We start from the raw sequence: 23,859 nt of genomic DNA on the forward strand, positions 1-23,859 counted from the left end.
CTCATTCACCAGCCGCCGACCGATACGCGACCGGACGCTACACCCACTCGCCGCCCCGCATGAGCGGTTCGGCGGCGCCGCTGCTTGTGATTCCGTCCACATCCACCTGGCCCGAGCCGATCATCCAGTCGATATGGATCAGACTGGTATTGGCGCCTTTGGCGGCGAGTCCAGAGTCGCTGAGGGTCCCACCGTCCTTGATGCACTTGCTGTAGGCCTGCCCGAGGGCGATGTGGCTGGACGCATTCTCGTCGAATAAGGTGTTGAGGAACAGAAGGCCGCTTCGCGAAATTGGCGAAGAGTTAGGCACGAGTGCCACTTCGCCGAGCCGCCGGGACCCCTCGTCGGTTTCCAGAACCTTGCTGAGGACAGCCTCGCCCGTGCGGGCGGTGCTCTTCACAATCCTGCCCGCCTCGAAGGTCACCTGAATATCCTGGATGAGGGTCCCCTGGTAGGACAGCGGCTTGGTGCTGCTCACGTATCCATCGACCCGGTCCTTGTGAGGAGTGGTAAAAACCTCCTCGGTCGGGATATTGGCGTTGCAGATGACGCCGTTCTTGGCCTTGCTGGCCCCGCCATTCCACTCATGATCATCCGCAAGGCCAACCCGCAGATCGGTGCCGGGGCCACGAAAATGAAGCGCCGCATAGCTTTTGGCGTTCAGCAGTTGTGTCCGCTGGCGCAGGTTGGCGTTGTGCGCGTCCCAGGCGGCGATGGGGTCGTCGAGGTCGGCACGGGAGGCGGCGAAGATCGCGTCCCACAATTTTCCGACGGCCACATCCTCCGGAACGTCAGGGAACACCGCTTTGGCCCATGCGGGCGACGCGGAGGACACGATGGTCCAGTTGATGTCGAACCCGACGATCAGGTCGAGAGCGGGCCGGTAGGCCTTGGAGCGGGCCCGATTGGCGCGCGACACCTTGTCGGTGTCCTGATGAGCAAGAAGCGACGGGTCGTCGCCTAAAATGGCGAGGCGCGCGGCGCCGCTTTTATAGGCGGCGGCCATGCCGTCATACAGCCAGCCGGTCGCTTCATCGAAGGTGTCGTCCCGGGCATGCTGGAACCGCAGCAGGGTCGATTCCTCATCGGAGAACAGGGTTGTCACCAGCGACGACCCGGCTTTGTACGCATGCTCGGTGATGCGACGGACCAGCGGCAGCGCGTCGATGGGCGCCGTGATCACCACCTCCTGGCCTGGCTTGAGGCCGAGGCCCACCCGGACGGCGATTTCCGCCAGGCGGTCGAGGCGGATCGCATGGCTGGATGGGGTCGCCGGATTGCGAAACTGGTCGTTCATGGTGGATCTCTCTTGGACAAAACGATGCTGACCGAAGGCTACACGCCCGGCCCTCTTGCGCAACCCTTATCCGGTGAAAGCCGCGCTCAGGCCGGCGGCGCGCCTGCTGCATCGCCCTCGAAGGCAATCCCCTTGATGATGGCATGAACGGCGAGGCCGGGCCTGAGAGCCATTTCATGGACTGACTTGCGGGTCAGACGGGCGACAATCCGGTCTCCAGCGCAATCGACGGTCACATCGGCACTGGGCCCGGTTCCGGTGTCCACTGCAATGATCCGGCCAGGAAGGACATTTAGCGCGCTGAGGCCCGTCGGCGGCCTAATCGACAGGATCACGTCCCGCGCGCGGACGCGAATCCGCAAGGCGGCGCCGATGACACGGGCGAGGCGCGGTACCGTCAGGGTTCCGGCCCTCACCTCAAGAAGCGTCAGGTCGTAGCGATCGTCCTGGGACGCGACCCGCGCATCGACGACAGCGCCCGCCTCGGCCGCGCCGAATTGCGGAAAGAGCTTCGCATCCCGGAGCAATTCCGCGCTCGGCCCTGCTGCCGTAACGCGACCTTCCGACAGGAGAACGATCGAGGTGGACAGTCGCGCGATTTCAGCGACCGAATGCGTCACATAGACGATCGGGACGCGACCCGCGTCCCGCAGGCGTTCGATGTAGGGGTAGATCTCTGCCTTGCGCTCATCGTCGAGGGAGGCGAGCGGCTCGTCCATCAGGAGCAATTGGGGATCGGCCAGAAGCGCGCGTCCGATGGCCACCCGCTGTTTCTCGCCGCCCGAAAGTGTTGCAGGTCGGCGCTCCGTGAGATGATCGATGCCCAGCATGGCAACGACGTCGTCGAACGATGCGGCGCGCCGCTCCCGTGGCGTGAACCATCGGCCGAACAGCAGGTTCTGGCGGACGCTCAGGTGCGGAAAGAGGCGTCCCTCCTGAAACACATAGCCGATGCGTCGGCGATGGGGTGGTACCGCGATCCCTTCGTCCGCATCGAAGAGCACCTGGCCATCCACCACGATGCGGCCCTCCCGTGGCGCGAGAAGTCCACTGATCGCGTTGACCAGCGTGGTCTTGCCCGCGCCCGAACGCCCGAACAAAGCCGTCAGGTGGCCGTGCGACTCGAAGCGCGCCTGAAGCGTGAAAGCGCCCTGCTGGTGACGAATATCGACCACAAGGCTCATCTCGCGGACAGCCTCTGGCGCACCCGGCGCGCCATCCATTCGGACACGGCGAGCGCGCTTACGGAGATCAGAAGCGAGATCAATGTCAGGCGCAGGGCGCCGCTCTCCCCACCGGGGATCTGCGTGAAAGTGTAGATCGCCGAAGGGAGTGTCTGGGTTTCACCCGGAATGTTGGACACAAAGGTGATCGTGGCGCCGAATTCGCCCATGGCCTTGGCGAAGGACAGCACCATTCCGGCGAAGATACCCGGCAGGATCAGCGGCAGGGTCACGCAGACGAAGACCCAAGCCGGATTGGCTCCGAGCGTCCCCGCCGCATCCTCGAGCTTCCGGTCAACCGAATCGAGCGACAGCCTGATGGCACGCACGAGCAGAGGGAAGCCCATGATGGCGCAGGCCAAGGCCGCGCCCGTCCAGCGGAACGACAGCACAATCCCCAGATGGTCGGCCAGGAAGGCCCCAATGGGTCCTTTTCGGCCGAAACCGAGCAGCAGCAGGTAGCCGACGACGACCGGCGGAAGCACCAGCGGGAGATGCACCAGAATATCGAGCGCCTGCCGTCCCCAAAACCGCCCCCGCTCCAACGCGACCGCGATCACCAACCCGGGTAGAAGACTAACGAGCATGGCCGTGACGGCCACTTTCAGGCTGATACCAACGGCCGCCCATTCCTCGGCCGAAAGTCCTTGGATCACGAACGCGGAACCGGTTGGTTCAGCACAACGAAACCCTGCCCTTCAAAGAGTTTGCGTGCCGTGTCGGAGCGCATGAAAGCCAGAAACGCCGCGGCATCGGGATGTTTCGAGTCGGCAGTCAGGGCGGCCGGATAGATGATAGGCGGATAGGTGTTCGCCGGGAAGACCGACACAATCTTCACGTTGGGATCGGAAGCGGCATCGGTCCCGTAGACGATGCCGAAGGCAGCCTCCCCGCGCGATACGAGCAGAAGGGCGGCGCTGACGCTTTCGGCCTGCGCGACCTTGTCCTTCACCCCGTTCCACTCTCCCAGATGCTCAAGCGCCGCCTTGCCGTATTTCCCCGCCGGGACCGCATCGACATTTCCCATGGCGAGACGCCCGGACCCCAGACGCGTGGCGAGGTCCAGATTTGCCCCACCCATCGTCTCGACCGGTGAATCCTTGGGGGCGATGAGCACCAGAGTATTCCCGAGAAGATTGATGCGCTCCTGCGGCCGGATCAGGTTCCGGGACGCCGAATAATCCATCCAGTCCAGATCGGCGGAGACGAAAAGGTCGGCAGGCGCGCCTGCCTCGATCTGTTTGGCCAGAAGGTTGCTCGCCGCATAGACAAGAGTCGCGGTCTTGCCGGTCTCGCGCTCCCACGCCCGATTGACGTCGTCGAGAGCGTTCTTGAGGCTCGCCGCCGCAAAAACAACCACGCCCTTCGATTGGGCGAAGGCGGCTGTCGGGAGAACCGACAGGCACAGGAGCCCGAAGAAAGCCATGCAGACTGCCGCGCGCGTCAAATTTTTCATTCGAGGTCCAAAGCTGCCGTCGGGGCGACATCGTAGCCGATCCCCCAGTCTCATCAAGCCGCGCGGCGGCGTGGCTCGTTGTTCTTGATGAGGGCCCGGCCAAGCCGATAGGCCAAGAGGACCAAAACAATCGCCGTATAGACAAGCGGCTCGGGCGGCCAGGACTTGACCACCAGCAGGAAATGCAGCGCTGCGCCGATGGCGGCGACATAGACCAGCTTGTGCAGCCGCGCCCAGGCTTTCCCGCCCAGCCGCCGGATCGAGGCGTTGTTGGACGTCATCGCAAGGGGAACCAGGATGACGAAGGTCGCCATGCCGATCGTGATGTAGGGGCGCTTGAGGATATCGGCCAGGATCGCCTCGAAATCGAGACCCTGATCAAGGACGACGTAGGTCAGAAGATGCAGGGCCGCATAATAGAAGGAGAGAAGGCCGATGGCCCGGCGGTAGCGCAGCAGGTTGACGTTGAGCAATTGCCGCACTGGCGAAACGGCAAGGGCGGCGATCAGGAACCGCAAGGCCCACAAGCCGAGCGACTGCTCCAGATACTTCATCGGATCGGCGCCGAGGCGGTCGTTCAGGCCTTCGTAGAAAAGCCACACGGCCGGGATGAATCCGACAATGTAGACCGCGATCTTCGGGATCTGCGGAAGCTTGAACGTGGAGGCGGGTTGCGAGGCTTGCGGCCGCATCAGTAGAACTTCTTCAGGTCCATGCCGGCATAGAGCTGTGCCACCTGGTCCCCATACCCGTTGAACATCAGGGTGGGGCGGCGTTTGACGAACAGGCCGCCCTCTCCGATGCGGCGCTCAGTCGCCTGCGTCCAGCGCGGATGGTCGACCTGCGGATTGACGTTCGCGTAGAAGCCGTACTCGTCAGCCGCCTGCCGGTTCCAGGAGGTTGGGGGCTCCTTTTCCACGAAGCTGATTCGGCTGATCGACTTGATCCCCTTGAAGCCGTATTTCCACGGCACGACGAGCCGGATTGGAGCGCCATTCTGATTGGGAAGGGTCTCGCCATAGAGTCCGACTGCCAGGATCGCCAGGGGGTTCATGGCCTCGTCGAGCCGAAGGCCCTCCACATAGGGCCAGTCGAGCACCGGGAAAGCCGATTGCAGGCCGGGCATCTCCTTCGGCCGATAGGCGGTCTCGAAAGCCACGTATTTGGCGCTGCCCTGCGGCTCGACCTTCTTGATCAGATCCGCCAGGGGAAAACCCACCCACGGAATGACCATGGACCAGCCTTCCACGCACCGCATGCGATAGATGCGCTCTTCGAGCGCCGACCCCTTGATGAGGTCGTCCAGCGCGTACTCGGCCGGTTTTCCGACCAATCCATCGACCTTGACGGTCCACGGCACGGTCTTCAGCGTGTGAGCCGTCTTGGCGGGTGACGACTTGTCGACGCCATACTCGTAATAATTGTTGTAGGTGGTCACGTCCTCGCGGCTCGTCACCTTTTCGTCCGTCGAAAAGGCGCTTTTGGCCGCCTGCAGCGGCGCCGCGCTCGCGGCGCCGGGCAATCCTGCACCGAGCGCAAGGCCCGCCGCGCCTGCCATGATCTCGCGGCGGTTGAGATACACGGCGCGCGGCGTGATCTCGGACGGAAGGATGTCGGAGGGGGAGCGGATCAGCACGGCGGAACCTCGCGAATGAGAATACTCAATGGGGTACACCCGACGGCGCACCCCGGGACTTCACGTTTCCGTTAGAAACCGTCCGTGCGGATCACAGCGATGCGATGCGCAGCCCAGCGGCATCGAACAGATGCGACTGGTTGGCGACCGGCCTGAGAGCGATGGCGTCGCCCGGACGCAGGCTGACCCGTTCCCGCAGGACAACCGTCATCGGCCCTCCTTCCGCCTTGACGATCAACGTGGTGTCGAGACCGGAGGGCTCGACAACGGTGACGACAGCCGGAATGGCACCCGGGGTTCCCACCGGGGCCAGTTGCAGATGCTCCGGCCTGATCCCATAGGTGAGAGCGCTTCCCACCGCAGCAGGCGGGCGCTGGTGCAGCGGCAGGATTGTCCCACTGGGCAACGACAACCCTTCCTCCGTCATGGTTCCTTCGACGAAATTCATCGCCGGGGAGCCGATGAAACCGGCAACAAATCGGTTCGCGGGTGAATCGTAGAGGTCGAGGGGAGCGCCGATCTGCTCGACGATGCCGTCATGCATGACAACGATCTTGTCGGCCATCGTCATGGCTTCGATCTGGTCGTGCGTGACATAGACCGTGGTGGTCTTGAGGCGATGATGAAGTTCCTTGATCTCCGCCCGCATGGCTACGCGCAGCTTCGCGTCGAGGTTCGAGAGCGGTTCGTCGAACAGGAAGACCTGTGGGTCGCGGACAATGGCCCGCCCCATGGCCACCCGTTGACGCTGCCCACCCGAAAGTTGCCGAGGGTAGCGGTCGAGGAGCGGCGTCAAGCCGAGGGAAGCCGCGGCCGCCCCCACGCGCGTCGCCTGCTCGGCCTTTGAGGTTCCCTTGAGCCTGAGCGAGAAGCCCATATTCTCGGCCACCGTCATGTGCGGATAAAGGGCGTAGCTCTGAAACACCATCGCGATGTCGCGGTCCTTGGGCGGGACGTCGTTGATCAGGCGATCACCGATCCGGATTTCCCCCGACGTGACATCTTCCAGCCCTGCAATCATCCGCAGCAGCGTGGATTTTCCGCAACCCGATGGCCCGACCAGAATGACGAACTCGCCATCGGCAATATCGACATCGACGCCTTTGATAATCGACACCGGTCCGAAGGATTTCCGGATGTCGCGGATCGAGACAGTGGCCATTTCGTTCTCCGTCCCCCGGCAAGCGGGTGCGTGTATCAGGAAGCGTCTGGGCGCGGGTCTTCTGCCCAAGGCGCTGCCGCGAGGGCGAACTTTCGGGTGATCTCAAGCGGATTGGTGATGGCGGTCCCCACCACGACCGCATGGGCGCCGCGCCGAAAGGCCTCCGCCACGAGGTCAGGCGTGTCGAAGCGACCCTCCGCAACGACCGGCCCGTCGATGGCGGCAACCAGCGCCGACAAGAGGTCCAAATCGGGACCGCTTGACATCTGCGCGGCCGTCTCGGCGGTGTAGCCCGCGAGCGTCGTTGCCACGTAGGTCGCACCGGCCGCATGGGCGAAAAGCCCCTCCGCCACGCTCGATACATCGGCGAAGACCTCGCGATGAAGCTCGTGACGGATTCGGCCGATCAAGCGGTCCACATCATCGCCGTCGCGCGGGCGGCGGGTAGCGTCAACGCCGACAATATCGGCGCCGGCCTGCGCAATGCGGGCGGCAGATGCGAAGTGAGGCGTGATATAAACGGGAAAGCGGTCGTCCCAGATCTTGTCGATGCCGATGATGGGGTGCGTGCTGATGGCGCGGATGGCGGCGACATCCTCGGCGCCATTGGCCCGGAAGCCCGCCGCTCCTCCGGCATTGACGGCGCGCGCCATCGCCGACATGAAAATCGGGCCGTGGAGGGGATTGTCGGCTCTCGCCTGACAGGAGACGATCAGAGCCCCCTTGTGGATCAGCATGCCACGTCTCCTACTTGACGGCGCCCGCCGTCATGCCCTGAATGAACTGGCGCGACAACGCGATATAGAGAAGCGTGATCGGCGCCGCCGCAATCGTGAGACCGGCGAACAACATGCCCCAATCGGTCGTGTACTCGCCCATGAAGGTCGTCAGTCCCTGCGGCAGCGTCTTGTAAGAATCAGTCTGGATAAAGACGAGCGGGAAAAAGAAATCGTTCCAGATCGGCACCGCGTTCTGGATGGCGGCGATCGCCATCGGCGGAAGCGCGAGCGGAAGCATGACCGACCACATGATCCGCGGCTCGGATGCGCCATCCATGCGGGCTGCATCCTCCAGTTCGGTCGGCAGCGAGCGCAGGAACCCCGCCATGATGAAGACCGCCGATGGCAGGCCGATGGCCGTGTAGGTGACGATCAGGCTCCAGCGGCTGTCGAGAAGGTGGAGATCACGCAGCAGGATGAAGAGCGGAATGACCGCAAGCTTCAGGGGCAGCATCAGGCCCGCGAGGAAGAACAGCAGGATGAAGGTGTTTGTGCGCGACTCGTAGCGCGCGATGGCATAGCCCGCCATCGTGCCAAGCACCAGAATGAGAACGATCGACGTGCCGGTGACGAGGATCGAATTCATGAAATACGTGGGCATGGATGTCTCGCCGAGAACCCGCGAGAAGTTCTGCACCTGCGTGAAATCCGGAACGGCGAACGGATGATCGAAGATCTGCGCGGTCGTCTTGAAGGCCGAGAAGACCATCACGACGACCGGATAGAGCATGATGAACGAGTTCATGATCAGGATGATCTGAACAAGAAATCCGAACGAGATGGCACGGGACATGGTCGTTTCGCGCGAGAGTGTCAAAACTGGATCTCCCGTCGACGCAGCCAAAGCGTGAGCATCGAGGCGAACACCACGATGAACAGGAAGATCAAGGTGGCCAGCGCCGAACCTTGGCCGAAATTCTGGATGCTGGCGCTCTGGTTGCCGAACGCCGTGCGATAGAAGACCAGGCCCAGCACATCGGTGTTCCCGTAGGGCGATCCGTCGAGGCCCGCCATCACATAGGGAATCTCGAACCAGTTAAACGCGCCGATGAACAGCAGCGTGAAGAGAATGGTGGTGCTGGGGGCGACCAGAGGCCAGATGATGGTCTTGAGAAGCTGCCACTCGCTTGTGCCGTCGAGACGCGCGGCCTCGATGATATCGGAGGGGATCCGCTGCATCCCCGCGAGGTAGACGAGGGTGGGAAAGCCGATGAAGTGCCAGGCATTGGCGAGGATCAGCGCGCCCAAAGCCGTGGCCGAGTCGCCGAGCCAGGGTCTGGCAAGGAAGTCGAGGCCGACCGCCAGAAGCGCCTGGTTCACGAGGCCGAAATTCGGGTTGAGGAACAGCTTCCAGAGAAAGCCCACGATGATCGTGGACAGGACGACCGGCACGAAAACCGCGACCCGGTGAAAGCGAAAGCCGAAGGGCTCCTTGTAGAGCAGCCAGGCAAGGAGGAAGCCGCCGCCGTTCTGGATGATCATCAGGGCGATGAGGGTCTGGACGTTGTGCGAGAACGCGTTCCACACCACCGGCGCCATGGTGGCGCCGAAGAGTACCTCACGGAAATTCGCCAGGCCCACGAACTCGCCGCGCGCGAGACCGCGCCACTCGTAGAACGCATAGGCGAACGCCGAGAGGATCGGGTAGACCACGAACAGCGACATGAAGACGATCGGCGGGAGGACAAGAAAGGCCACCCAGCTGCGGTGCTTCAGCGTGCGTGCCTGCTTCGGTGAGACGGGCATGGCCGGACCTTGAAAGAGAGAGCGGCGGGCCCGGGGCCCGCCGCCGTGATCGACAACTTACTTCTGGAACGGCTTGTAGTAGGTGGCGATACCCTTGTTGATCTCTGCCGCCGCCTGTTCGGGCGTCTGCTGCCCGGCGAGCAGCTTCTGCACGTTGGACTGCAGCAGCACCGAACCGCTCGGCTCCTGATAGCGGAAGCGTACGAGCATGAGATACGACATGGAATTGTCGGCGAGCTTGGCCACGTCCTGGGTCAGGGGATCTTCGATCTTGATGCCCTTGATGGGAGACAGGTTCTTCAACGCGTTGGTGAACGTCGTCCCGTATTCCGGCGTGGCCAGGAAGCGGACGAATTTCAGCGCCGCATCCTTCTTTTCCGACTTGGCGTTCACCGCATAGCCACCATCGTAGTAGCGAGCGATCAGGCGCTCGTCGCCAGCTTTTCCGACGGGCGATGCGAAGACGCCGAGGTCGAGACCCGGGTTCTGCGCCTTGAAGTTGGCGACCTCGAACGATCCGCCCGCGAACATCGCCGCGCGTCCTGCTGCGAAGAGTTGCTGCGAGGATGCATAATCCACGCCGATGAAGTTGGGCGAGAAATACTGGCTGATGTCTTTCAGCTTGGACAACGCGTTGACATAGCGCGGATCGGTGAAGTTCGCCTTGCCGGACGCGATATCCTCCTCGAATTGCTTGCCGAGCATCGAAGACAAAAGGGCCGCAACGATCGTCTCGTTCTGCCATGCGGTCGCGGTACCGTTGGCGAAGGGCGTGATGTTTTTCGCCTTCAGGGCCTGGCTCGCCGCGATCAACTCATCCCAGGTCTCCGGCGGCTTCAGCCCGGCATCGGCGAAGATCTTCTTGTTGTAAATCACAAGCATGGTCTGGGTCGCGAAGGGGACCGCATAGACCTTGCCATCAGAACGCAGGGTTTCGGCCGCCAGCGCGGCCTCGGGGAAGTTCGCCAGCTCGGGCACGTTCTGCTTGTCGAGGGCCAGCAGGTATCCGGGCGTCGCGATGGTCTCGAGATTGCCGTAGGCGCGCACCTGGATCACGTCCGGCCCCCGGCCCGCAGCCAGCGCCGTCGACAGGATCGTCTGGTAGTTCTCGGGCGCATAGGTCTCGAACTTGACCGAGATCTCAGGCTCCTTCTCCTGAAACTTCTTGATCATGTCGGTGTAGAAGGCACGGTCTTCCTGCCGCCAGCTCCAGAATGTGAGGTCGGTCTTGGCCATCGCGGCACCGGCCGAGAGAAGATAGCCGCCCATGGCAGCGCCCATCATCATCCGTCGCGTCAGTTTCATTGTCAGCTCCCTCATTGTTGTAATCTCCTCCTCCGCACCGGACAGAAAGGCTCTGGCCTTGCCAACCGGAATCTCAAGCTTCTTCCACCGCCAGTACAAGAACAGTGGCATCGTCGTGGGTTTTAACACGCGGATAGGCGCCCGCCACGGGGTCGCGGCGCTCGAGGGCGCGCAACCGCTCCATCAGCTCAGACGCGTGACCAGCGGCCAGTGCCTCATGCAGTTCGGCATCCGTATAGGCCCCAAAAACATCCACGAGCCGCATGAACCCGTCGGTGGCAAGAACCACCGCCTGACCCGGCTCGATTTCGGTTTCGAACACCAGTTCGTTTCCGGCCCAAGGGCGTTCCGGCTGCACGACCCAATATCCATTCGGGCGGTTAAGCTGTTGCCTGTTTTCACGAATCTGACGCCTGACCACGTCCGAGGCCTCGCCGGATTCTAACCGTCGTTCAGACGCGAGGGCCGCCAGGGTGCGCCTCTCGAATGGCTTGGCGCGCTCGTCCGTCCAGCGAACGACGCCCTCTTCGCTTGGCACGAGACCCACCACATCGCCCAGAAAGGCGCCGGATAGGCGAAGGCCGGCGGGTCCGCTGTGGACTCTCACGAGCCCGAGGCAGGCAGCCGGACCGAGATCCCCAGAGGGGACCGGAGGCTTGAAGGGCAGGAAGGCGTCCGCAACGGCACTCTCGAGCGCGGGCATCAGCGCCTCCGCTGAGCAGAAATGCGGCGCGAGATTATGAAGAGTCTGGTCGATCTGTGCAGCAAGCCATGCGGCGTCACTCGCGCCCGGGGTCAACCGCCCGCTGGACACGCCCGTGGCACCGTCGATGATCCAGCCCCACCCGACACGGGATCCCGCGCCGTCCTCGTTGACGAGGATTCCCGGGCCCGATCGCCGGTCGATAAGCCGGAAACGTTGAAGAGAACCAGTTTCGCTCACGCTTCACTGGTCTCATATTGGTCGCACTCTGTCCATAGTGGTCTTACGCGCTGTCCAACACGTTTTGCGCGACCGGTAGCGCGGTCAGGGGCAAATGCTGGTCAATGCTGGGTGTCGACGGTGCTCGACATCTTGTCCACATAGGCGATCCCGATGGCGGACAGGATGAACACGGTATGGATGACCGTCTGCAGGATGATTCCGGTCTCAGTATAGTTTGTCTTGTCGGCGATCCCGATGTTGCCAGCCTCGATGAAAGTCCGCAGGAGGTGAATCGACGAGATGCCGATAATCGCCATGGCGAGTTTGATCTTCAGCACGCTGGCGTTCACGTGGCCGAGCCATTCGGGCTGGTCGGGATGCCCATTCAACTGGAGACGGGACACGAACGTCTCGTAACCGCCGATGATCACCATCATGAGCAGGTTCGAGATCATCACGACGTCGATCAGGCCGAGAACGAGCAGCATGATCTGCTGCTCCGAGAAATTCACCGCATGGGTTACCAGATGCCACAGTTCCTTGAGGAACAGGAACACGTACACGCCCTGCGCCACGATGAGACCAAGGTAGAGAGGCAGTTGCAGCCAGCGCGAGCTGAAGATGAGGGCGGGGAGAGGCCTCAGTGGAAATGGCGGCGAGACGGTGGTCGATTTCTGAGGCTGTGACATGCGGAGGTCGGTTTCCAATCCATCGGGCGACGATGCTGGGTCATCGCACACCCGGCACGCCGCTTGTCAGATGGGAGAGGACCCGTCTGGTCACAAGGTTCGATACGCAGCAAAGTGCGACAAGATTTGCGAAATATGTTATGGTATTACTAAGCCGAATGCGCAGCCGTCGAGAGACAAATCTGCCATCCGTTTGATTGCTGTTCAGGTCGCCAGCGCTATCTTGGCTGTGCAACTCAGTTTGCACGGAGCACAGCGATGAAAATTCTCGGCGTGGCATTGATGATGAGCCTCATAGCGGGTTCCGCGTTTGCAGCGGATTCATGCAAATCACTGGCGACCGAAAAGAAGCTCGCGGGCGCTGCCCTCAACAGTTTCATGACGAAGTGCGAGCGCGACATGAAAGCGTCCTGTGACATGCAGGCCGGCGAACGCAAGATCTTCGGTGCGGCCAAGACAAGCTTCACCACGAAATGCGTCAAGGATTCGATCGGGATGTAGTCCCACGACGCGTTCTGTCAGGTCACCCGGCGGTTCAACGCCCGGCCGCTTCGTTGAGTGCACTGGATAAGGCCTCTACAAGGCGGTCGTGCGGACTTCCCAGGCGACGCAGCAGACCGACCTCGCGGCTGTATCGGGCATCCGCGATCGGCAGCTTGCGAATGCCGTCCGCTTCGTGAATTCCCCAATCGGGCAGCAGGGCGACGCCGAGGCCGCTCTCGACGAGCATGACGATGGCCTCCAAGGCATCCAGTTCGACGAGGTCGGGAATCTCGATCCGCCGATCCCGCAGGTAGCTGGAAACGAATCGTCCGGTCCATGCCTTCCGGTCGACGCGGATGAACGGGTCGGAGCGCAGGATCGTGTCGACACTCGTGCGCGCGTCGCCGGCTCGCGAGACGAGCACCAGAGGCTCCCGTCGCAGCTTTTGCCAGACAAGACTTTTCGGCATCGCGTAGGGCGGACGAACGATCAGGGCACAGTCAAGCTCCCGACGTTCGACCAGGTCATACAGATGGGCGGACGTGCCCGGGACCGCTTTGAGCTCGACGCTGTCGAAATGCTGCGACATCCGTCCGAACGCCACCGGGAAGAGGCTGATCATGGCCGTTGAAATCGCCCCGACCTTCAACACGCCCTGCAGACGGTCCAACTGAGCGACCTGGCGCAGATCGTCGATCCGCACGAGAATATCGCGCGCGGGTCCGACGAGGGCGAGGGCCTCGGGGGTAAGGCTCACGCTTCGGCCCGCCCGGACGATGAGGCGCGCGCCGAGGTCCTCCTCCAGGACTTTGACCTGGTCGCGGACGGCGGACGCGGTCAACCCGAGATGGCGCGCGGCCGCCGCAAACGAGCCGGTTTCGGCAAGGACGCAGAACGTCCGCAGGAAGCGGGAATTCATGTCGGGTTTTTCCGTCGTTAGAAGGGGACAAAAGCAGCCTTTTTCTTTCGATGCAAACCTGTCATGAGCACTACTGGTGACAACGATGAGAGAACGAATGCCGCTCAGCCATGCCTCTGATGGTGTTTACGCCATCGCTCCGACCCCTTTTCACGACGATGGCCGCATCGACGAGGTCTCCCTCGATCGCATGACGGACTTTTATGTCGATGCCGGCTGCACCGGTATCACGGTGCTGGGCATCATGGGCGAGGCGCCCAAGCTGGACGCGCAGGAAGCGCTGAGCATCGCCACACGCATGATCAAGCGGGCGACCTCGATACCGATCGTGGTGGGCGTATCCTCCCCCGGCTTCGCGGCCATGCGCGCGCTCACCCATCATGTGATGGATCAGGGCGCTGCCGGGGTGATGATCGCGCCGCCACCGACCCTGCGGACTGACGATCAGATCATCGGCTACTTCCGCCAGGCCGTGGCGGCGATCGGGACCGACGTCCCTTGGGTCCTCCAGGATTATCCGCTAACCCTGAGCGTCGTGATGACCCCCAACGTGATCCGGCGGATCATCGAGGAGAACCCGTCCTGCGTGATGCTGAAGCACGAGGATTGGCCGGGCCTGGAGAAAATCACCACCCTCCGCAAGTTCCAGAGCGAAGGGCAGATGCGTCCGATTTCGATCCTGACCGGAAACGGCGCCTTGTTCCTCGATTTCGAGATGGAGCGCGGGGCCGACGGCGCCATGACGGGCTACGCCTTCCCGGACATGCTGGTCGACGTGGTCAAGCTGTCCAAGGACGGTGAGCGCGACGCCGCGCACGATCTCTATGATGCCCACCTGCCGCTGATCCGCTACGAGCAGCAGCAGGGCGTGGGCCTGGCTGTGCGCAAATACGTCATGAAGCGCCGTGGAATCTTGGCCAGCGACGCCCAGCGGGCCCCGAGCCTTGGTATCACCCCACAGGCCATCCAAGAGGTAGAATACCTTCTGTCGCGGGTTGGCCGGACCGACAAGCGGGCCCTTATCGGCCGCTGAGCCTGTTTTCGCCATCGGCCGGCAGTTTGCTGGCCGATGGCCCGACACTTCGTCGCACTCCCCTGCCCTGGCCAACCCCTTGCCGCGACGGCGTAGCACCTCTATATCGCCCTTATCATTAGGGTGCTATCTATATGACCACTACACGTATCGCCTCGTCGGCGGATGCGAGGGCGCTGTTTATTGACGAGCTCACCAAGGTCAGCCGGAAATTGCGGACCCTGTTCGACGCCCGCGTGCGGCGCATCGGCCTGACCCTGTCACGCGCCCGCTGCCTGCGACACCTCATGCAGGCTGATCGCATGACACAGACCGAGCTGGCGGATGCTCTCGAAATCGAAAATCCCACGCTCGTGCGCCTGCTCGACGGCCTGGAGAAACAGAACCTGATCGAGCGCTGCCCGGTCGACGGGGACAGGCGGGCGAAACACATCGCGCTCACCGCTTTCGGCCGCGCCCAGGCTGAAGAGATCACCCGGATTGCGGGCGAAGTCCGCGTCGAAATCTTGCGTGACCTTTCCGAAGCAGACCTGCTCGCAAGCATCGAGGTGTTCCGCCATATCGGCGAGACTATCGAAGCCTGCCGCGCGGACATCCCCTCGTGAGCGCCTCCGCCCAACCGGCTCCTGCGCAGGCTGCGGTCGCACCGGTCCCGATGTCGCCGCTCCGGGCGGGCTGCTACATGCTCGCTGCTGTCCTGCTGGCCCTGACCCAGGGACTTGGCATGAACTTGATCTCGGCGAACCTGCCGCAGATCCAGGGAAGCCTCGGCGCCACCACCACCGAAGCGACATGGCTCGTGGCCGTCTACATGGCTCCGAACGTGAGCCTGTCGCTGATGCTGATCAAGATCAGAACGCAGTTCGGCCTGCGTAACTTCGCCGAGATCGGCATCCTGGCCTTCGTCATGGTCGCGTTCATGCATCTCTTCGTGAACGATCTGCAATCGGCTCTCATCGTCCGCTTTTTTAGCGGCATTGCGGCGGCGCCGTTGTCGAGCCTTGGCTTTCTCTACATGCTGGAGCCGTTCCCCCCGGCGAAGAAGATGAATGTCGGCCTTTGCCTTGCCCTGACGAACATCTCGCTCGGCGCGCCGATCGCCCGCCTGATCTCCCCGGCCCTCCTCGACATTGCCCAGTGGCATGGCCTTTATCTGATGGAGATCGCAATCGCCCTGATGGCTTTTGGCGCCGTCTATCTGCTGCCGCTGTCGCCCCAGCCGCGCGCGAAAGTGATTCACTGGCTCGACATCGTCAGTTATCTCTTCATCGCAGTAGGCTTTGGCCTCGTCGCAGCGACGCTTGTGCTGGGTCGTCTGTATTGGTGGACGGAGGCACCGTGGCTTGGCGAGATGCTGGCCGTCGCCGTCGTGTCGCTGACATGCGCGGCGGTCATCGAACTCAACCGCAAAAGCCCGCTTCTCGATATTCGTTGGCTCGCCAGCCGCGAGGTGCTGCATTTCACCGCCGCCCTTCTCATCTTTCGCATCGTGCTGTCCGAGCAGACGAGCGGAGCCTATGGGTTCTTTCAGATTCTCGGATTGCAGAACGAGCAGTTATCCGTCCTCACCTGGGTGATCCTCGCCGCGACGATTGTGGGCGGTATCGCCTGTGCGGCCATTATCAAGCCGGGACGAGAGCCTGCCATTCATATGGTGGCCCTGTCGATGCTGATCGTCGGCGCTCTTCTCGACAGCCGCGCCACGAACCTCACCCGACCCGCACAGATGTATGTGAGCCAGGGAATGATTGCCTTCGCCGGAGCGCTGTTCCTGCCTCCCGCCATGGCCTCAGGCCTCACCTCGGCCCTGAAAAAGGGTCCGCAATACATCTTGAGTTTTATCATCGTGTTTCTGACGACGCAGAGCATCGGCGGCGTCTTCGGCTCGGCCATCGTCGGGACTTTCGTCACGTGGCGCGAGAAAATCCACTCGCATGCGCTTGTCGAGCATATCGCGCTGACCGATCCCGTCGTGGCGCGACAGGTCAGCCAACTGGCGGGCGCCTATGGCCGCATCATCACGGACAAGACTGTGCTCGATGCCGAGGGCCTTGCGCTTCTCGCCCAGCAGGCGACCCGCGAAGCCAACGTCCTTGCCTACAATGACGCCTTCACGCTGATCGCCGTGATCGGCGCGATCGCCCTCGCTGCCCTGATTGCCCACGTGACATTCGGCGCTTTCGCCAAGCGCATGTCGTCTTCACCCCACCCTGCTGTTTCATAAGTCCAGCTGACCATCATGCCCAAATTCTTCAGATCGACCGCCACCCTCATCGCCTGCCTGTTTGGTCTGGGCGGCCTCACGCTCGTTCTTTACGCGTGGCGATTGCCGCCTTTCACCAGTGCGGTTGAAACGACGGAGAATGCCTATGTGCGCGGGCAAGTCGTCGTGATCAGCCCCCAGCTTGCGGGCTATGTGGTGTCTGTTCCGGTGCAGGATTACCAGGCAGTGAAAGCGGGCCAGTTGTTGGTGCAGATTGACGACCGGATCTTCGAGCAGAAACTGCAGCAGGCGAAGGCAACGCTGGCGGGCCAGAGGGCGGCACTCGCCAATTCCGAGCAGAAGCGCCGGTCCGATGAGGCGCGCATCGCATCAAGCCAGGCGCAGGTCGACAGTGCGCATGCGGCACTCACGGCTGCGCAGGCCAACTGGAGTCGGATCGAACCTCTCCTTGAGCGCGGTGTCTCGCTCAGAGCCAGGCCGATGTAAGCCGGTCGGCGCGCGATCAGGCGACCGCGGCGGTCAGTCAGGCGGAAGCCGCGCTGGAGGTTTCGCGCCAGGATCTTGCGGCGACGATCGTCAGCCGCCAGTCGCTGGAGGCAGCCGTGGCAGGCGCCGAAGCCGCGGTTCATCTGGCCGAAATCGATCTCCAGAACACGCGGATTGTCGCGCCGGAGGACGGCCGGCTCGGCGAAGTCGGCGCGCGTCTCGGTCAATATGTGTCGGCCGGCACGCAGTTGCTCGCGCTCGTACCCAAGCGGTTCTGGGTCGTGGCGAACTTCAAGGAGACACAGCTCTCCGGGATGAAAGTCGGTCAGCCAGCGACCTTCGTCGTCGACGCCCTCCCCGACGAAAAGCTCCATGGCCGCGTCGAGCGCTTCTCCCCCGCGACCGGATCGGAGTTCAGCGTGCTGAAGGCGGACAACGCCACCGGCAATTTCACGAAAGTCGCTCAGCGGCTGCCGGTACGTATCGCCATCGATGACGGGCAGGATCTCGCAAACCGCCTTGCCCCGGGCATGTCCGTTGTGGTGAGCATCGACACGCGGGCCAAGCCGGGCCAGCGCACGGCGGCCCAGTGAAGGGGCCTAACGCCGGAACCTTTGGAAGATGTAGTAGCCTTGGGCGCGGATCGCCTCGGCAACCGCTACGTCGCCGAACCCGCCCTCGGCCAGTCGTTTCCCGTCAATCCTGCCGGTGAACTCCCAGACGGGCGCCTCGAGAAAGACCGGCACTGGCCGCTCTTCCGGGACAGCGCAGCGGATATCCGGCGCGTCGCGGCGGCAGAAGACATTGAAGGCGTGAGGGGTGTTGTCGATCATGGGCCAGAACTCCAGGCGACTGGGACCGCCCGGGCAGACCGTCCCGCGACAGCCCGATAGCTCTCAGAATCCCTCCGCCGCATAGGGCGGACGGGGGATCGCCTGATGGGCGGCCCGGAGAGCGGAAGACCAGCGGTCGCGGAGATCACGGAAATAGGGCTCGTCCTCTTCAATACGATATCGGATGTCCGCCCTAAGCGTGTCGCGCTTGGCGACCACGATGTCGATCGGCAATCCGACTCCAAGATTGGACTTCAACGTGGAGTCCATGGAGATGAGCCCGAGTTTTAGCGCCTCGACCAGCGCAGTGTCGTGCGAAATGGCACGATCGAGGATCGGCTTGCCATATTTAGGCTCCCCGATCTGCAGAAACGGCGTGTCCTCGGTCGCCTCGATGGCATTCCCGGCCGAATAAATCTGAAAAAGGCGCATCTCGCCCTCTGCAATCTGGCCGCCAAGCAGGATCGTCACGTCGAACGACATGTGGCGGAGTTCCATGTCGGCCCCGTCCGTCCCATAGACTTGGCGGATCGCCCGCCCGACGAGCCTGGCTGCCCTCACCATGGTGGGCACGGTCAGAAGTGTCTCGATCTCCTGCGTCTGCGGATCCTCAATTCCCTCGGACAGAACAGACAGCACAGATTGGCTGATCGACAAATTGCCCGCCGTCGACAGCGTAATGACCCGCTCGCCCGGAACCTCGAAGATGTGAAGCTTGCGGAAAATCGCGATGTTGTCGACGCCCGCATTGGTGCGGGTGTCGGCGATCATGACGAGCCCTTCCCGGACGAGAATTCCGACGCAATAGGTCATGGGAGTCGCTCCAGACGATCGTTGAACGCGTTGCCGTTGGGGCATGTCTATGCCTGAGATTGCTGGCCTGCGCTTTCAATCCTCAGGGAGACATCGAGCGCTTCACGAGAGATCCCGTAATAGCTGCCTCTGACGGGAGCCGCATCAAGATAATCGAGCCCGGTGGCGAGACGGACATAGTGCTGGGTCGCGCAGACGCCGTTGGTGGGATCGAAGCTGACCCAACCGAGATCCTCGATATAGGCCTCGGCCCAAGCGTGACCGGCATCCTGCTGTTCCTGGTCAGCCTTGTGCAGGTATCCCGACACGTACCGGGCCGGCATGCCCGCGTGCCGAGCGGCCGCGAGAAAAATGTGGGTGAAGTCCTGGCAAACCCCGTGCCCGGCAGCAAAGGCCTCGCCGGCGGATGTGGTGGCGGTGGTGGCGCCGGTGTCAAACGTCAGCCGGTCGAGGAGCGCACCCATCAGCACGTGCCCCTTTTCGAGGGGAGAGGCGAGATGCCCGATCGCCGAGTCGGCAAAATCCCGCATGGCAGAGTCGATTTCGGTCAGGGCCGTGCCGCGCAGGTAGAACTTCTCGGGAAAACGCTCGGGCGCACCTCGGACGATGCCATCGAGCTCGGTCGTCACGACTTCGCCCACGACTTTCAGTCCGATGTGATCGATTGGCCCCGACGCGTAGAGGCTGTGCATGACGTTGCCATACCAATCCTCGCGCCTGATCAGCCGTCCGCCGCAATCGGTCTCGATGGACCAGGAGATGACCCGCTGCCCGTCATGCCCCCGCGGAGTGAGCCGGAGCAGCTGCATCGCCGCGTTGACGGGCTCGCTGTAGGTGTAAGTCGTGTCGTGAGAGATCCGGATACGCATGGATCAACAGAGATACTGGCTGGTGATCGAATGACCCAGCCGGTTGTTCTCATCAATGAAGTCCTGCAGGAATTCGTGCAGGCCGTCCTGGAAGATATCGTCGATCGTCCGGTTCGTCAGGCGCGCGTGGGCGGAGCGCGCGAGCTTCTGAGACGGCCCCGTTGTCCCGTAGCGATGCGCGATGTCGTCGAGATGGCTGGACAGGGCCGCATAGCAGGCTGCAAGCGAGCGAGGCATTTCCTGCCTGAGAATGAGAAGATCCGCCACCAACCAGGGCCTCAGGTTCTGGTGATAGACCCACTGATAGCTCACCAGCGCCGAGACCGACCGGAGAATGGCCGCCCACTGATAATAGTCGATCCCGCCGCCGACTTCGGCGTCTTTCGGAAGCAGCACATGATACTTCACGTCGAGCACGCGCGCCGTGTTGTCCGCACGCTCCACATAGACTCCAAGACGCGAGAACCAATACGCATCGTTGCGCAGCATGGTGCGCATGGCAGAGCCGTCGTAACGCAGTGAGGTTTCCTTCACGAGATTGAGAAACCGGGGGAGATCCTGCACGCGGATCTTCTGGACGTTCAGCCGCCGCAAATCCAGCCAGGCGGAGTTGATGGCTTCCCACATTTCCGACGTCAGGGCGCCGCGCACCGAGCGCGCATTCTGACGCGCCGTGTCGAAGCAGCATTGGATACTCGACGGATTGGCTTCCGAGAATGCCAGGAACTCGATGACCCGTTCAGGCGTCACCTCGTCGTAGACTTCCTTGAATTCCTCCATGGCGCCCGCTGTGATCAGGGCGGATTCCCATTCGTTGCTGTCAACGCCGTTGTAGGACAGCGGCATCGACGCCATGCGATAGGCAACGTCGAGCACGCGCGCGAGATTCTCCGCGCGCTCCACGTAGCGCGAAAGCCAGTAGAGACTGTCTGCATCACGGCTCAGCACGCATCTGCTCCCGATTGGTCGCCGTTCATTCGCTCAAGACCCACGTATCTTTCGTGCCCCCACCCTGACTGGAGTTCACGACGAGAGAACCTTCCTTCAGCGCCACACGGGTCAAGCCCCCCGGCACCATCCTCACGCCATCGCGGCCGGTCAGGACGAACGGCCGCAGATCCACGTGGCGGGGTGCGAGGCCGCTTTGGGTGAAGACGGGACTCGTCGACAGAGCCAGTGTGGGCTGCGCGACGTAATTGTCCGGATTGGCGCGGATCAGGCCGCGGAAATGCTCGCACATCTCTGTTGTGGAATGAGGACCCACCAGCATGCCGTATCCACCCGACCCGTTGACCTGCTTGACCACCAGCTCGTGCAGGTTGTCCAAAACGTAGGACATCGACTCGCGCTCGCGGCAGCGCCATGTGGGCACGTTTTTCAGGATCGGTTCTTCGCCCATGTAGAAGCGTACGATGTCCGGCACATAGCTATAGATGGCCTTGTCGTCGGCGACGCCCGTGCCGGGAGCGTTTGCAATCGTCACATTGCCCGCGCGGTAGGCCGCAATGAGGCCAGGAACGCCGAGCGCCGAATCCGGCCTGAACACCAGCGGATCGAGGAAGTCGTCGTCGAGCCGGCTGTAAATCACGTCGACGCGCTTGGGCCCTTCGGTGGTGCGCATATAGACCACCTCGTCGCGCACGACGAGGTCGCGCCCCTCGACCAGTTCCACACCCATCCGGTCCGCCAGAAAGCTGTGCTCGTAATACGCGCTGTTGTAGGAACCGGGGGTCAGGAGCACCACCACGGGATCGGATGCGCTGCGCTCCGGCGCCACCGATTTCAGTGTCGCGAACAACTCGTCGACGTAGTTCTCGATCGGGCGAATGCGCTGCATCGCCATGAGGTCGGGAAACAGACGCAGCATCACCTCCCGGTTCTCCAGCATGTAGGAGACACCAGACGGGGTACGGAGGTTATCTTCGAGAACGTAAAAGTCCTGGTCGTCGACGCGCACCACGTCGATCCCCGCGACCTGAACGTAAATGCCGCCGCTGACCGCAAGGCCGTTCATCTGGGGCCGGTAATGGGGGTTCTGGAAGATGAGGTCCGGCGGCACGATGCCCGCGCGCAGGATCTCACGGGCGCCATAGATGTCCTTCAGGAACAGGTTGAGCGCCCTTGCCCGCTGCTCCAGCCCCCGTGACAGGTGCGCCCATTCGGGGCCGGACATGATGCGGGGGATGATGTCAAAGGGGATCAGCCGCTCCTCGGCCTCGGCATTGCCATAGACCGCGAACGTGATTCCAACCTTGCGGAACAGAAGCTCGGCCTCATCGCGCCGATGCTCGAGCAACTGTGGCGGGGCGGAACGCAACCAGCCTTCAAGCACGCGGTAGGCTTCCCGGGTCATCCCGTCGCTGCCGCTCATCTCATCGAATATGGATCTCGACGTCACCGTGTGGCCGTTCGCCTCCCGCGCTCTGTGAAATGAGCGTCTGACGACTAGGGTAGAGGGACAGATCGGGTCAGCACAAGCGAAATCCCGTCTGCCTCAGAGGCAGGCGATGATCACAAAAGAGTCATGTGATGATGAAACGGGCGACCTCCGGTCCTTCGGTCGCCGGGTGCAGGCCACTTTGAGCCCGAGGGCCTATTTCCAGAGGCCGAACTCTTCCCACTGTTCTTCAGGGATCTCGTTGCCGACGGTGTACGTCACCGAGACGGCGCTCCTGTCATCCTCGGTGAGCGTGCATGCAAACTGAAGCTGATACCACCGGCCCTTGTCGCGAACGGCCCCGCCGCTTCCGGTCACCACATGGTTCTCGATCTCGGGCATATCCATGGCGTCGACCACCACCCGGTTGACCGTCTTGTAGGCGGGCTCTCGCCGCAAAGCTTCGCCTGCCTTGATTCCGCAAACCTCCATCATGCGTGTCATCGGCTCAAGGCGATCGAGGGCCTTGTCGGATCGATGACTGGCAGCTTGGGCGGGGACAAGGGAAAGGACGAGGAAGGCCGGGATGGTCAAGGACCGAAAGGCGATCGGCAAGCGAAGACTCCGTGGTCGGATGGCGAGCGTGCTGGGATCATCCCCAACCGTGGCTACATCAAGGCCATCAGGGCCAAGGCGACGCGGTTGCAAGCTTGACCATTTCGAGCAGCCTTTTTCCCAGCGGCCCGGGCGGCTGGTCGATGTGCCACATGGCTCCGAACGTCCAGCGGGCATCGATCCGCAGGTCGCTGCAATCCAGCCGGACAACCCGGCCGCATGCGAGGTCTTCGGCGAAGAACGCCTCCGTTCCAAAACTCCACCCGACTCCTGACAGGATCAGGTGCCGCAGGATCAGCAGGTCGCTGACGGTCCAGACATCGGTACCGAAGACGCGGCTCATGCGCTCCGTGTCGACGTTGGGAGAGCCCACGTAATAGAGCTGTCTGTGGCGGGATAACTCGGTCAGCGAAAACGGCTCGTTCAGTTGTGCGAGGGGATGGTCTGGAACCGCCACGAGGATGAGTTCGATGGCAGCCAGCGCCTGCCTTTCAACATCGGGCGGCACGTCGCGCAGCGGCGCCAGGCACAGGTCGAGCGTGCCGGATTTCAGGTCGTCCCAGAGGCGGTTCAGCGAACTGGCGAAAATCTGCACCTGCACATGTGGATGGGCGGCGCCAAACGCATTGAGTGCGGTGATCAGGGGCGCAAAGGGGAACAGGACATCCATCGCAAGGCGGATACGGTTTTCCTCTCCACGCTCAAGGGCCTTCGAATGGGCGGCAAACCGCCGTGCCCCCTCGACCGCTGCCTGAGCCTCGCGGAACAGGGCCCGGCCGTTGGGCGTCAGGCTCGGGCGGGCGACCCCGCGGGCGAGCAATTGCAACCCGCACGATTCTTCGAGACGGGTGACGGAATAGCTGACCGTCGAGACCGCCCGCCCAAGCCGACGGGCTGCTTCCGAGAAGCTCGATGTCTCCGCGACGGCAATAAAAGCCGTCAGATGATCAATCAAATTGGGATGCATTCGAATATCTCGAACGAAATCT

Annotated in this window: 25 protein-coding genes and 1 pseudogene; 5 read left to right on the forward strand and 21 right to left on the reverse strand. The window is 62.6% G+C overall.

Annotation, left to right across the window (positions count from 1 at the left end):
• Positions 1-37 precede the first annotated feature (37 nt).
• The 13 genes from J4G32_RS04885 to J4G32_RS04945 all read right to left on the reverse strand — a co-directional run bounded on the left by J4G32_RS04885 (position 38) and on the right by J4G32_RS04945 (position 12,218).
• Positions 38-1,297, reverse strand: a complete 1,260-nt coding sequence (locus tag J4G32_RS04885; protein ID WP_210484996.1) for an aminopeptidase — start codon at positions 1,295-1,297, stop codon at positions 38-40.
• Positions 1,298-1,383: 86 nt separating this feature from the next.
• Entirely contained in the window at positions 1,384-2,481 is a 1,098-nt protein-coding gene (gene modC / locus J4G32_RS04890; RefSeq protein ID WP_210484997.1) for a molybdenum ABC transporter ATP-binding protein, read from the reverse strand.
• A complete protein-coding gene (gene modB / locus J4G32_RS04895) occupies positions 2,478-3,173 on the reverse strand; it encodes a molybdate ABC transporter permease subunit (protein WP_425515500.1) in 696 nt (231 codons plus the stop codon). The genes modC and modB overlap by 4 nt, the downstream gene beginning before the upstream one ends.
• Positions 3,173-3,976, reverse strand: coding sequence for a molybdate ABC transporter substrate-binding protein (gene modA, locus J4G32_RS04900; protein WP_425515494.1), 804 nt, complete (start codon positions 3,974-3,976; stop codon positions 3,173-3,175). The genes modB and modA overlap by 1 nt, the downstream gene beginning before the upstream one ends.
• Positions 3,977-4,029: 53 nt before the next feature.
• Positions 4,030-4,668 (reverse strand): protein-methionine-sulfoxide reductase heme-binding subunit MsrQ, encoded by a 639-nt coding sequence (gene msrQ, locus J4G32_RS04905; protein ID WP_210484999.1) that lies wholly within the window; start codon positions 4,666-4,668, stop codon positions 4,030-4,032.
• Positions 4,668-5,612, reverse strand: a complete 945-nt coding sequence (gene msrP / locus J4G32_RS04910) for a protein-methionine-sulfoxide reductase catalytic subunit MsrP (RefSeq protein WP_210485000.1) — start codon at positions 5,610-5,612, stop codon at positions 4,668-4,670. The genes msrQ and msrP overlap by 1 nt, the downstream gene beginning before the upstream one ends.
• A 91-nt stretch (positions 5,613-5,703) precedes the next feature.
• Positions 5,704-6,774: an ABC transporter ATP-binding protein gene (locus J4G32_RS04915; protein WP_210485001.1), complete on the reverse strand. Its 1,071-nt coding sequence runs from the start codon at positions 6,772-6,774 to the stop codon at positions 5,704-5,706.
• Between the two features lie 35 nt (positions 6,775-6,809).
• The gene (locus J4G32_RS04920; RefSeq protein WP_210485002.1) at positions 6,810-7,511 is read right to left on the reverse strand and encodes an N-acetylmannosamine-6-phosphate 2-epimerase; all 702 of its coding nucleotides are present in this window, start codon (positions 7,509-7,511) and stop codon (positions 6,810-6,812) included.
• A gap of 10 nt (positions 7,512-7,521) precedes the next feature.
• Positions 7,522-8,346: a carbohydrate ABC transporter permease gene (locus J4G32_RS04925; RefSeq protein ID WP_210485003.1), complete on the reverse strand. Its 825-nt coding sequence runs from the start codon at positions 8,344-8,346 to the stop codon at positions 7,522-7,524.
• A 20-nt stretch (positions 8,347-8,366) separates the two neighbouring features.
• Positions 8,367-9,299 (reverse strand): carbohydrate ABC transporter permease, encoded by a 933-nt coding sequence (locus J4G32_RS04930; protein WP_210485004.1) that lies wholly within the window; start codon positions 9,297-9,299, stop codon positions 8,367-8,369.
• Positions 9,300-9,356: 57 nt separating this feature from the next.
• A complete protein-coding gene (locus J4G32_RS04935) occupies positions 9,357-10,604 on the reverse strand; it encodes an extracellular solute-binding protein (RefSeq protein WP_210485005.1) in 1,248 nt (415 codons plus the stop codon).
• A 73-nt stretch (positions 10,605-10,677) separates the two neighbouring features.
• Complete coding sequence (locus tag J4G32_RS04940; protein WP_210485006.1) at positions 10,678-11,547, reverse strand: hypothetical protein; 870 nt, start codon at positions 11,545-11,547, stop codon at positions 10,678-10,680.
• Positions 11,548-11,648: 101 nt separating this feature from the next.
• Positions 11,649-12,218 carry a TIGR00645 family protein gene (locus J4G32_RS04945; RefSeq protein WP_210485007.1) on the reverse strand — a complete coding sequence of 190 codons (570 nt, stop codon included), beginning with the start codon at positions 12,216-12,218 and terminating at the stop codon, positions 11,649-11,651.
• A gap of 258 nt (positions 12,219-12,476) precedes the next feature.
• Here J4G32_RS04945 and J4G32_RS04950 point away from each other — a divergent pair, with 258 nt between their 5' ends.
• Positions 12,477-12,719: a hypothetical protein gene (locus J4G32_RS04950; RefSeq protein WP_210485008.1), complete on the forward strand. Its 243-nt coding sequence runs from the start codon at positions 12,477-12,479 to the stop codon at positions 12,717-12,719.
• 34 nt (positions 12,720-12,753) lie between these two features.
• On the opposite strand, the gene J4G32_RS04955 is transcribed toward J4G32_RS04950, so the two are convergent.
• Complete coding sequence (locus J4G32_RS04955; protein ID WP_210485009.1) at positions 12,754-13,620, reverse strand: LysR family transcriptional regulator; 867 nt, start codon at positions 13,618-13,620, stop codon at positions 12,754-12,756.
• Between the two features lie 97 nt (positions 13,621-13,717).
• On the opposite strand from J4G32_RS04955, the gene J4G32_RS04960 reads away from it, so the two are divergent.
• The 4 genes and pseudogenes from J4G32_RS04960 to J4G32_RS04975 all read left to right on the forward strand — a co-directional run bounded on the left by J4G32_RS04960 (position 13,718) and on the right by J4G32_RS04975 (position 17,956).
• A complete protein-coding gene (locus J4G32_RS04960; protein ID WP_210485010.1) occupies positions 13,718-14,653 on the forward strand; it encodes a dihydrodipicolinate synthase family protein in 936 nt (311 codons plus the stop codon).
• A gap of 134 nt (positions 14,654-14,787) precedes the next feature.
• The gene (locus J4G32_RS04965) at positions 14,788-15,258 is read left to right on the forward strand and encodes a MarR family winged helix-turn-helix transcriptional regulator (RefSeq protein WP_210485011.1); all 471 of its coding nucleotides are present in this window, start codon (positions 14,788-14,790) and stop codon (positions 15,256-15,258) included.
• A 50-nt stretch (positions 15,259-15,308) separates the two neighbouring features.
• Positions 15,309-16,877, forward strand: coding sequence for an MFS transporter (locus J4G32_RS04970; protein WP_210485510.1), 1,569 nt, complete (start codon positions 15,309-15,311; stop codon positions 16,875-16,877).
• A 15-nt stretch (positions 16,878-16,892) separates the two neighbouring features.
• A pseudogene (locus tag J4G32_RS04975) lies at positions 16,893-17,956 on the forward strand (HlyD family secretion protein).
• Between the two features lie 6 nt (positions 17,957-17,962).
• Here the strand turns inward: J4G32_RS04975 and J4G32_RS04980 are convergent.
• From J4G32_RS04980 to J4G32_RS05010, 7 genes are all read right to left on the reverse strand, one after another.
• Positions 17,963-18,196 (reverse strand): hypothetical protein, encoded by a 234-nt coding sequence (locus tag J4G32_RS04980; RefSeq protein WP_210485012.1) that lies wholly within the window; start codon positions 18,194-18,196, stop codon positions 17,963-17,965.
• Positions 18,197-18,259: 63 nt separating this feature from the next.
• Positions 18,260-19,009 (reverse strand): proteasome-type protease, encoded by a 750-nt coding sequence (locus tag J4G32_RS04985; protein ID WP_210485013.1) that lies wholly within the window; start codon positions 19,007-19,009, stop codon positions 18,260-18,262.
• Positions 19,010-19,056: 47 nt separating this feature from the next.
• A complete protein-coding gene (locus tag J4G32_RS04990; RefSeq protein ID WP_210485014.1) occupies positions 19,057-19,878 on the reverse strand; it encodes a transglutaminase family protein in 822 nt (273 codons plus the stop codon).
• Between the two features lie 3 nt (positions 19,879-19,881).
• On the reverse strand, positions 19,882-20,826 hold the full coding sequence (locus J4G32_RS04995; protein WP_210485015.1) for an alpha-E domain-containing protein: 945 nt from the start codon (positions 20,824-20,826) through the stop codon (positions 19,882-19,884).
• A 25-nt stretch (positions 20,827-20,851) separates the two neighbouring features.
• The gene (locus J4G32_RS05000; protein WP_210485016.1) at positions 20,852-22,249 is read right to left on the reverse strand and encodes a circularly permuted type 2 ATP-grasp protein; all 1,398 of its coding nucleotides are present in this window, start codon (positions 22,247-22,249) and stop codon (positions 20,852-20,854) included.
• 222 nt (positions 22,250-22,471) lie between these two features.
• Complete coding sequence (locus J4G32_RS05005; protein WP_210485017.1) at positions 22,472-22,870, reverse strand: DUF930 domain-containing protein; 399 nt, start codon at positions 22,868-22,870, stop codon at positions 22,472-22,474.
• A gap of 67 nt (positions 22,871-22,937) precedes the next feature.
• On the reverse strand, positions 22,938-23,837 hold the full coding sequence (locus J4G32_RS05010; protein ID WP_210485018.1) for a LysR family transcriptional regulator: 900 nt from the start codon (positions 23,835-23,837) through the stop codon (positions 22,938-22,940).
• Positions 23,838-23,859 lie beyond the last annotated feature (22 nt).

The organism is Microvirga antarctica (assembly GCF_017921815.1).
Classification (GTDB): Bacteria; Pseudomonadota; Alphaproteobacteria; order Rhizobiales; family Beijerinckiaceae; genus Microvirga; species Microvirga antarctica.